Source organism: Curtobacterium sp. B18 (assembly GCF_000333375.1).
Taxonomy (GTDB): Bacteria; Actinomycetota; Actinomycetes; order Actinomycetales; family Microbacteriaceae; genus Curtobacterium.
This window is the reverse complement of the sequence record NZ_BACZ01000373.1, coordinates 1-10,109: the sequence shown is the minus strand read 5'-3', so window position 1 is coordinate 10,109 and position 10,109 is coordinate 1. Positions and strand designations below refer to the sequence as shown.

Genomic DNA, 10,109 nt, shown 5'->3' with positions numbered 1-10,109 from the left:
GGTCGGCTCGACCACCGCGTACCCCGCACCGATCCGGAACCCGTCGAACGCATCAGCCATGGCACCAATCGAACACCACCTGGATCCCCACCCGGGTCCCCACCCCTGGTTGGTGGGCGGACGGACGCTCGCGGACGAGGCTGGTCCCACCGGTCGGGAACGGCCCGCCGGACCCCACCGGAAGGACGATCATGTCGGTCCAGCTCCTCGCGAACATCCTCATCGGGATCGCCCTGGTCGCGTTCCTCGGCTACCGCCAGGCGACCTGGCAGTACCTCGACCCGACCCGCATCTGGCGCACACCGCTGGTCATGGCGGTCGTCGGCGTGGTCGTCCTCACGCAGACCCGATCGACGATCACCACGACGGACGTGGTGCTGCTCGGCATCGAGGCCCTCGTCACGGTGGGCGTCGGCCTCACCATGGGCAGCATCACCCGCTTCCGCACGGTCGGCACCCCGGACCGCAAGGGCCGCACGATCCAGTCCCGCACGGGGGCGCTCGGAGCCGCGCTGTGGATCGTGCTCATCGTGGTGCGCATCGGGCTCGACGTGCTCGGTGGCCACCTCGGCGCCCACCTCCTCACATCGACCGGGACGATCCTGCTCGTCCTCGCCCTGAACCGCGCCGCCCGCGCCCTCGTCATCGACGGGCGGATCCCCCGCGGCGACCGCCGACCGAGCGGCATGATGGTCCGGTGACCCTGCTGACCGGCAAGGACGAGACCGACCTCCCCGGGGGCCGGTCCCGTTCCGGTGCCGCCTGGGGGCTGAACGGCCTCGGCATCGCGATCGTCGCGTTCTGGTTCGTCCGGAACGGCGTCCTGCTGCACCACCCGGCGTGGGTGTGGGTCCTCGGTGCCGTCGCGCTCGCCGCATGGGCCCTCCGCGAGTTCGGTCGGACGCCCCGGGTGCTCCTCGTCGCCGGCGTGGTCATGATCGCCGCGGGGTCGGTCATCGTGGTGCCGACGGACTCGCTCATGATCGTCCCCGTGATCGTCGGGATCGTGCTCCTCGGCGCGAACCTCCGCATCCCGGTCTGGACGAGCGCCGTGGCCGCGCTCGCCGCGATCGTCGTCATCGCCGTCTCCGCGTCGATCGCGCACGCCTCGGTCCAGTTCGTCCTCGGGACGAGCGGCGGCCTGCTCCTCGGGGTCCTCATCGGCTTCAGCCGCCGACAGTTCCGGATCGCGGCGGACCGGGCACGGGCTGCCGAACGGGAGCAGCAGCGCGCCGAGCTCCTCGCCGACCGGTCCCGCGCGGCCCGCGACATCCACGACGTGCTGGCGCACTCGCTCGGCGGCCTGGTGCTCCAGCTCGACGCGGTGGAGGCCCTGCTCGAAGCCGGCCGGGTCGACGACGCCACCCGGCGCGCGGCCGAGGCGCGGGCGCTCGCCGCGGACGGCCTGGCCGAGGCGCGACGCGCGGTCCACGCCCTCCGCGACGATGCCGGGGCGGATGCGGGGACGGACGCCGTGACGGACGCCGTGACGGACGTGCCGTCCCCTGCCGAGCCGAGCCGCGCCTCCCGTCCGGCGACCGGGGACGCACCCGACCTGGACGCGCTCGTCGCGGCTCACCGCTCGTTCGGCGGCGAGATCGTGACGCAGGGGGACACGGCGCTCACGGCCCTCGACGCGGCGCACCGCGCCGCCGTGGTCCAGGTGGTCCGGGAGGCGCTCAGCAACGCGCGCAGGCACGCACCCGGCCGTCCCGTGTCCCTGTCCGTCATCCGGGACGGCGACGCCGTGGACGTCGTGGTCGCGAACCCGCTGTCCGGCGGCGGGCACGGGCTGCTCGGGATGCGGGAGCGCTTCGCCGAGCTCGGCAGCGGTGCCGCGGTCGAGGCGGACCGGTCGGACGACGAGTTCGTCGTGGCGATGCACCTGCCCGTCGACCGGCTCGCCGCCCGAGGGGACCGGTCGTGACCATCCGCGTGCTCGTCGTCGACGACCAGGCCATCGTGCGCGACGGCCTGGTGACGGTGCTCTCGCTCGTGGACGACCTCGAGGTGGTCGCCCAGGCGTCCGACGGGGCCAAGGCCATCGACCAGGGGCGCGGCACGCCCCGAACGTCGTGCTCATGGAACTTGCGGATCCCGGCGTTCACGGCCCCGCCGCGACGGCGCGCATCACCGCGGAGCACCCGGGGGTCGGCGTGCTGGTCCTCACGACTTTCGCCGACGACGCTTCGATCTTGACCGCGCTGCAGGCCGGTGCGCGCGGGTACTTGACGAAGGACGCCGGCCGCGCGGAGATCGCGACCGCGATCCGCGCGGTGGCCTCGGGGCAGTCGACCTTCGACGCCGCCGTGGGTGCGCGGCTCGTGGCGCAGCTCGCGGGCGGCGGCTCGCCCGCGGCACCGCCGGGTCCGGGGCCGGCGTCGTCGCCGGACGCCGGGCTCCGTGACCGGTTCCCGGAACTCACCCCGCGCGAGGCCGACGTCCTCGAGCGCATCGCCGAGGGCCGGTCGAACCCGCAGATCGCCGCCGAGCTGTTCCTCACCGTGCCGACCGTGAAGTCCTACGTGAACCAGGTCTTCACGAAGCTCGGCGTCCGCACCCGCGCGGAGGCCGTGGCCCGCGTCCTGCGCTGACCCGGCTCCGCGTTCCCGGCTCGTCCGCAGCCCGGACCCGGCACCTCCCGAGGCCTGCGAGTGGATGCGTGCACATGGACGACCAGCGGACGCCAAGGGTCGTCGCCTACCGTTCACCGGGTCGTCACCTCGGTGCGTCGAACCGTGCAGTGCCCCACACCCCACGGTTCCGCACCCCGCTCGTGACCGCGGCGTGACCGTCGGGCAACCCCACTGCCCGTGGTGTGCGCGCCGTCGGCGTGCGCCGGGCTCCCCGCTCTCCTGCGCGCCGCCCGTGGCCTGCCCGCCGTCGCGCGACCACCGATCACACAGCGTGCGTCATGGAGTCCATGGGCACGAACGGACCCGATCCCGCGAGGAGCCGACCCCATGACCGACACCGTGAGCGTCCCCACGTCCCGGCTGACCACGACCCACCGACCCACGCCGACGACCCGCGCCCTGCGACCGTCCGCCCACGCCGAGCGCGAGTACGCGCCGACCTGGATGCGTGCGGTGGGGGCGGTCCTGCTGGTCGGCGGACTCGGGCTGACCGCGGCGGTGCTCGGCTGGCCGGGGGACGCGCCGGAGGCGTCGCTCCTGGTGCCGGCGCTCGTCGGGATCGCGGCCGGCTTCCTCCTGCTGGTCGCACGCTCGGGCTACGACGTCACGGACACCCACGTCGTCCTGCGCTTCCGGCCGCTCCCGGCCCGTCGGATCCCGCGCGACCGGATCGTCGACGTGCGACTCGTCGAGGCGGACGCGTCGACGTACGGCGGCATCGGCCTCCGGATCGGCCGCGGCGTCCGCGCGCTCATCCTCACGCCGGGCCTCGGGATCGAGTTCACCGACGACCGTGGACGCGTGACGTTCGTGCGGACCCGGCAGCCCGAGCGAGCCTTCCGCGCGCTCCGCTGACGGGCGCTCGGGCGGGAATGCCGAGGTCGTCCACCGGCTTATACACGGCACTGCCGAATTCGGTCAAGCCAGGACTGGACATCCGCGACGAGGCCGACCTATGATGGCAGTTCGCGCTCCCTGGCATCCGTGTCGTCATATTGCGGTCGACGCAGCGTTCTTCCAGAACGTGCCCTGGTGGTGCCGGTCCCGTATATGTCGGCGGGTCCCGTCCACCCAGATCATCGCACACGTGCACAGCTCACCGGCCGTCGCGTGATCGCGTGTCTTCGAGGGGTGCGCCGAAGCGTCAATCCACTCACCTACGTGCTGCTCGTCAGTACCGGCCCGACGGGGCCTACCGGAGGTCAAACCCTTGGCTGCTGCGCCCAACGCATCCACCAACCCCAAGAACGGTCGCAACCACTCGCGACTCTCGTTCGCCAAGATCACGGACACCCTCACGGTTCCTGATCTGCTCGCACTCCAGACGGAGAGCTTCGACTGGCTCGTCGGCAACGACGTCTGGAAGGCCCGCCTGGCCGAAGGTCAGGAGCAGGGTCGCACCGACCTCGCGCTGCACTCCGGCCTCGAGGAGATCTTCGAGGAGATCTCCCCGATCGAGGACCTCGGCGAGACGATGCAGCTCGGCTTCACGTCGCCCGAGCTCGAGGACCCGAAGTACTCCATCGACGAGTGCAAGGAGCGTGGCAAGACCTACGCCGCCCCGCTCTACGTCAACGCCGAGTTCATGAACCACATGACCGGTGAGATCAAGACGCAGACGGTCTTCATGGGCGACTTCCCGCTCATGACCGAGCGCGGCACGTTCATCATCAACGGCACCGAGCGCGTCGTCGTCTCGCAGCTCGTCCGCTCGCCGGGCGTGTACTTCGAGCGCCAGCAGGAGAAGACGTCCGACAAGGACATCTACTCCGCTCGCGTGATCCCGTCGCGCGGTGCGTGGCTCGAGTTCGAGATCGACAAGCGCGACCAGGTGGGCGTGCGCATCGACCGCAAGCGCAAGCAGTCGGTCACGGTCTTCCTCAAGGCGCTCGGCATGACGAGCGAGGAGATCCTCGACGAGTTCAAGGGCTTCGCGTCGATCGAGTCGACCCTCGAGAAGGACGCCATCCTCACCAAGGAAGAGGCGCTCAAGGACATCTACCGCAAGCTGCGTCCGGGCGAGCAGGTCGCCGCCGAGGCCGCGCGCGCGCTCCTCGACAACTTCTACTTCAACCCGAAGCGCTACGACCTCGCCAAGGTCGGCCGCTACAAGGTCAACCGCAAGCTCGGCATCGACGCGCCGCTCAGCGACTCGGTCCTGACCGTGCAGGACATCGTCCGCACGATCAAGTACCTCGTCTCGCTGCACGCCGAGAAGACGAACCTCGACGGCGTCCGCGACGGCGAGCCGGTGCAGCTGCGCCTCGACGTGGACGACATCGACCACTTCGGCAACCGTCGCATCCGCGCCGTCGGCGAGCTCATCCAGAACCAGGTCCGCACCGGTCTGTCCCGCATGGAGCGCGTCGTCCGCGAGCGCATGACCACGCAGGACATCGAGGCGATCACGCCGCAGACCCTCATCAACGTGCGCCCCGTCGTCGCCGCGATCAAGGAGTTCTTCGGGACGTCGCAGCTGTCGCAGTTCATGGACCAGAACAACCCGCTCGCGGGCCTGACGCACAAGCGTCGTCTCTCGGCCCTCGGCCCGGGTGGTCTGTCCCGTGAGCGCGCCGGCGTCGAGGTCCGTGACGTCCACCCGTCGCACTACGGCCGCATGTGCCCGATCGAGACCCCGGAAGGCCCGAACATCGGCCTGATCGGCTCGCTCGCGTCCTTCGGTCGGATCAACTCCTTCGGCTTCATCGAGACGCCGTACCGCCGCGTCGTGAACGGTCAGGTCACCACGACCATCGACTACCTCACGGCCTCGGAAGAGGACGACTTCGTCGTCGCCCAGGCGAACGCGCCGCTCACCGACTCCTTCCACTTCCAGGACGACAAGGTGCTCGTCCGGAAGAAGGGCGGCGAGGTCGAGCTCGTCGGCAAGGACGAGGTCGACTACATGGACGTCTCGCCGCGCCAGATGGTGTCGGTCGCGACCTCGCTCATCCCGTTCCTCGAGCACGACGACGCGAACCGCGCCCTCTTGGGTGCGAACATGCAGCGCCAGGCCGTGCGCTCCTCCGTTCCGAGTCGCCGCTCGTCGGCACCGGCATGGAGGGCTACACCGCCATCGACGCCGGTGACGTCGTCACCGCCGACAAGGCCGGTGTCGTCTCCGAGGTCTCGGCCGACGCCGTGACCCTGCAGCTCGACGAGGGCGGCACGCAGACCTACTACCTGCGCAAGTTCGACCGCTCGAACCAGGGCACGAGCTACAACCACCGTGTGGTCGTCTCGGCCGGCGAGCGCGTGGAGCAGGGCGAGGTCATCGCCGACGGCCCCGCGACGGAGAACGGCGAGCTCGCGCTCGGCAAGAACCTCCTCGTCGCGTTCATGCCGTGGGAGGGCTACAACTACGAGGACGCGATGATCCTGTCGCAGAACCTCGTGAAGGACGACACGCTCTCCTCGATCCACATCGAGGAGTACGAGGTCGACGCCCGCGACACGAAGCTCGGCAAGGAAGAGATCACCCGCGACCTCCCGAACGTCAGCCCGGACCTCCTGGCCGACCTCGACGAGCGCGGCATCATCCGCATCGGTGCCGAGGTCCGCCCCGGCGACATCCTCGTCGGCAAGGTCACGCCGAAGGGCGAGACCGAGCTGAGCGCCGAAGAGCGCCTCCTCCGCGCCATCTTCAACGAGAAGTCGCGCGAAGTCCGCGACACCTCGCTGAAGGTGCCCCACGGTGAAGAGGGCACGATCATCGGCGTCAAGGTGTTCGACGCGCAGGACGGTGACGACGAGCTCGGCTCCGGTGTCAACCAGCGCGTGGTCGTCTACATCGCCCAGAAGCGCAAGATCACCGCGGGTGACAAGCTCGCCGGTCGTCACGGCAACAAGGGCGTCATCTCGACGATCCTGCCGGTCGAGGACATGCCGTTCCTCGCCGACGGCACCCCCGTCGACATCGTGCTCAACCCGCTCGGCGTCCCCGGCCGCATGAACTTCGGCCAGGTCCTCGAGATCCACCTCGGGTGGCTCGCGAAGCAGGGCTGGAACGTCGAGGGCATCCAGGAGTGGGCGTCCGCCCTCCCCGAGGCCGCCCGCAGCGCCGAGCCCGGCACGAAGGTCGCCACCCCGGTGTTCGACGGTGCGTACGAGCGCGAGATCGAGGGCCTCCTCGACTCGACCCTCCCGAACCGCGACGGCGAGCGCCTGATCGGTTCGTCCGGCAAGGCGCAGCTCTTCGACGGCCGCTCCGGCGAGCCGTTCCCGGAGCCCGTCTCGGTCGGCTACATGTACATCCTCAAGCTGCACCACCTGGTCGACGACAAGATCCACGCCCGTTCGACCGGTCCGTACTCGATGATCACGCAGCAGCCGCTGGGTGGTAAGGCGCAGTTCGGTGGACAGCGCTTCGGCGAGATGGAGGTGTGGGCGCTCGAGGCGTACGGCGCCGCCTACGCCCTCCAGGAGCTCCTGACGATCAAGTCCGACGACATCCTCGGCCGCGTGAAGGTCTACGAGGCGATCGTCAAGGGCGAGAACATCCAGGAGCCCGGCATCCCGGAGTCGTTCAAGGTCCTCATGAAGGAGATGCAGTCGCTCTGCCTGAACGTCGAGGTCCTCTCGGCCGACGGCCAGGCGGTCAGCCTCCGCGACACGGACGACGAGGTCTTCCGTGCCGCTGAAGAGCTCGGCATCAACATCTCCTCGCGGTTCGAGTCGTCGTCCGTCGACGACATCTGATCCCGCCCGTACTCGTAACGAATCCAGCTAGAGAGAAGAACATTGCTCGAAGCAACTTCATTTGACGCACTGCGGATCGGTCTCGCCACGGCCGAGGACATCCGCCAGTGGTCGTACGGCGAGGTCAAGAAGCCGGAGACCATCAACTACCGCACCCTCAAGCCCGAGAAGGACGGTCTGTTCGGCGAGCAGATCTTCGGTCCGTCCCGCGACTGGGAGTGCGCCTGCGGCAAGTACAAGCGTGTCCGGTTCAAGGGCATCGTCTGCGAGCGCTGCGGCGTCGAGGTCACCAAGTCCTCGGTCCGCCGTGAGCGCATGGGCCACATCGAGCTCGCCGCGCCCGTCACGCACATCTGGTACTTCAAGGGCGTCCCGTCGCGCCTCGGGTACCTCCTCGACATGGCGCCGAAGGACCTCGAGAAGGTCATCTACTTCGCGGCGTACATGATCATCGACATCGATGAAGAGGGCCGTCACGCGGACATGCCGGGTCTCGAGAACGAGATGCGCCTCGAGATCAAGAACCTCGAGGGGCAGCGCGACTCGATCATCGCCGACCGCCTCAAGAAGCTCGAGGACGACCTCGCAGCGCTCGAGGAAGAGGGCGCCAAGGCCGACGTCAAGCGCCGCACCAAGGACACCGCCGAGAAGGAGATGTCCCAGGTCCGCAAGTCGTTCGACGAGGACATCACCCGCCTCGAGCGCGTGTGGGAGGACTTCCGCAACCTCAAGGTGGGCGACCTCAAGCCCGAGGACGCCGTCTTCCACGAGCTCCAGGACCGCTTCGGGATCTACTTCGACGCCTACATGGGCGCCGAGGCGATCAAGCTGCGGCTCGAGGCGTTCGACCTGGCCGCCGAGGCCGAGGCGCTGCGCCTGCAGATCGCCGAGGGCAAGGGCCAGAAGAAGATCCGCGCGATCAAGCGTCTGCGCGTCGTCAGCTCCTTCCTCGCCACCGGCAACTCGCCGGCCGCGATGGTGCTCGACGTCGTGCCGGTCATCCCGCCGGAGCTGCGCCCGATGGTGCAGCTCGACGGTGGCCGTTTCGCCACGAGTGACCTCAACGACCTCTACCGTCGTGTGATCAACCGCAACAACCGTCTCCGCCGCCTGCTCGACCTCGGTGCCCCCGAGATCATCGTGAACAACGAGAAGCGCATGCTGCAGGAAGCGGTCGACGCGCTGTTCGACAACGGTCGTCGTGGTCGTCCGGTCACGGGTACCGGCAACCGCGCCCTGAAGTCCCTGAGCGACATGCTCAAGGGCAAGCAGGGTCGTTTCCGCCAGAACCTGCTCGGCAAGCGCGTCGACTACTCGGGCCGTTCGGTCATCATCGTCGGCCCGCAGCTGAAGCTGCACCAGTGCGGTCTGCCCAAGCAGATGGCGCTCGAGCTCTTCAAGCCGTTCGTGATCAAGCGCCTGATCGACCTGTCGCACGCGCAGAACATCAAGTCGGCCAAGCGCATGGTCGAGCGTTCGCGTCCGCAGGTGTGGGACGTGCTCGAGGAGATCATCCGCGAGCGCCCCGTGCTGCTGAACCGTGCGCCGACGCTGCACCGTCTGGGCATCCAGGCGTTCGAGCCGCAGCTCGTCGAGGGCAAGGCCATCCAGCTCCACCCGCTCGTGTGTGCTGCGTTCAACGCGGACTTCGACGGTGACCAGATGGCCGTGCACCTGCCGCTGTCGGTCGAGGCCCAGGCCGAGGCCCGCATCCTGATGCTCGCCTCCAACAACATCCTCAAGCCGTCCGACGGCCGCCCGGTGACCCTGCCCGCACAGGACATGATCATCGGTCTGCACCACCTCACGACCGTCCGCGAGGGCGCCGTGGGTGAGGGCCGTGCGTTCTCGTCCGTCGCCGAGGCGATCCTCGCGAAGGACCAGGGCACGCTGCACCTCAACGCGCTGGTGAAGATTCGCATGGCGGACGTCCACTTCGCCGAGGGTGAAGCACCCGAGGGCTACGAGCAGGGCGACACCGTGCTGCTCGAGACGACCCTGGGCCGTGCGCTCTTCAACGAGACCCTCCCGGCGAACTACCCGTTCGTCCAGAAGGTCACCGACAAGGGCGTGCTCTCCGCGATCGTCAACGACCTCGCCGAGCGCTACTCCAAGACCGAGACGGCCGCAGCGCTCGACCGGATCAAGGACGCGGGCTTCTACTGGGGCACGCGCTCCGGTGTGACCGTGGCGCTCTCGGACGTCGTGACGCCTCCTCGCAAGAAGGAGATCATCGCGGGCTACGAGGTCCAGGCCGCCAAGGTGCAGGGCGAGTTCGACAAGGGTCTGATCACCGACTCCGAGCGTCGCGCCGACCTGATCAAGATCTGGACCGAGGCCACGAACGAGATCGCGCAGGAGATGCGCGACAACTTCCCGGTCGACAACACCATCAACCGCATGGTGTCGTCCGGTGCCCGTGGTAACTGGCTCCAGGTCCGCAACATCGCCGGTATGCGTGGTCTGGTGAACAACCCGAAGGGCGAGATCATCGCCCGCCCGATCATCAACTCGTACCGCGAGGGCCTGACCGTGGCGGAGTACTTCATCGCCACGCACGGTGCTCGCAAGGGTCTTGCCGACACCGCGCTCCGGACCGCGGACTCCGGGTACCTCACCCGTCGTCTCGTGGACGTCTCGCAGGACGTCATCATCCGCGAGGACGACTGCGGCACGACGCGGGGCCTCGAGCTCCCGATCGCGACCGTGGGCGCCGACGGCAAGCTGGTCCGCGACCCGCGCGTCGAGAACACCGTGTACTCGCGCACCCTGGCC

The 10,109-nt window shown here is 69.1% G+C and carries 6 protein-coding genes and 1 pseudogene; all 7 read left to right on the top strand.

Annotation, left to right across the window (positions count from 1 at the left end):
* The first annotated feature begins 191 nt into the window (after positions 1–191).
* A complete protein-coding gene (locus tag I5E_RS25440; protein ID WP_022906905.1) occupies positions 192–701 on the top strand; it encodes a hypothetical protein in 510 nt (169 codons plus the stop codon).
* Complete coding sequence (locus I5E_RS10295; protein ID WP_022906904.1) at positions 698–1,927, top strand: sensor histidine kinase; 1,230 nt, start codon at positions 698–700, stop codon at positions 1,925–1,927. The genes I5E_RS25440 and I5E_RS10295 overlap by 4 nt, the downstream gene beginning before the upstream one ends.
* On the top strand, positions 1,924–2,199 hold the full coding sequence (locus I5E_RS26410; RefSeq protein ID WP_261974898.1) for a response regulator transcription factor: 276 nt from the start codon (positions 1,924–1,926) through the stop codon (positions 2,197–2,199). Before I5E_RS10295 ends, I5E_RS26410 begins: the two co-directional genes overlap by 4 nt.
* Complete coding sequence (locus I5E_RS21575; RefSeq protein WP_261974897.1) at positions 2,082–2,594, top strand: LuxR C-terminal-related transcriptional regulator; 513 nt, start codon at positions 2,082–2,084, stop codon at positions 2,592–2,594. Before I5E_RS26410 ends, I5E_RS21575 begins: the two co-directional genes overlap by 118 nt.
* Before the next feature lie 369 nt (positions 2,595–2,963).
* Positions 2,964–3,491 carry a hypothetical protein gene (locus I5E_RS10285; RefSeq protein WP_022906903.1) on the top strand — a complete coding sequence of 176 codons (528 nt, stop codon included), beginning with the start codon at positions 2,964–2,966 and terminating at the stop codon, positions 3,489–3,491.
* 355 nt (positions 3,492–3,846) lie between these two features.
* A pseudogene (gene rpoB, locus I5E_RS21570) lies at positions 3,847–7,334 on the top strand (DNA-directed RNA polymerase subunit beta).
* 42 nt (positions 7,335–7,376) lie between these two features.
* Positions 7,377–10,109 (top strand): DNA-directed RNA polymerase subunit beta' (gene rpoC / locus I5E_RS10275; RefSeq protein WP_022906902.1); only part of this gene is annotated, 2,733 nt, incomplete at its 3' end.

Coding starts and splice junctions, on each gene's coding strand:
- I5E_RS10285 (WP_022906903.1), top strand. CDS start 2,964: ATGACCGACACCGTGAGCGTCCCCACGTCCCGGCTGACCACGACCCAC.
- I5E_RS25440 (WP_022906905.1), top strand. CDS start 192: ATGTCGGTCCAGCTCCTCGCGAACATCCTCATCGGGATCGCCCTGGTC.
- I5E_RS21575 (WP_261974897.1), top strand. CDS start 2,082: ATGGAACTTGCGGATCCCGGCGTTCACGGCCCCGCCGCGACGGCGCGC.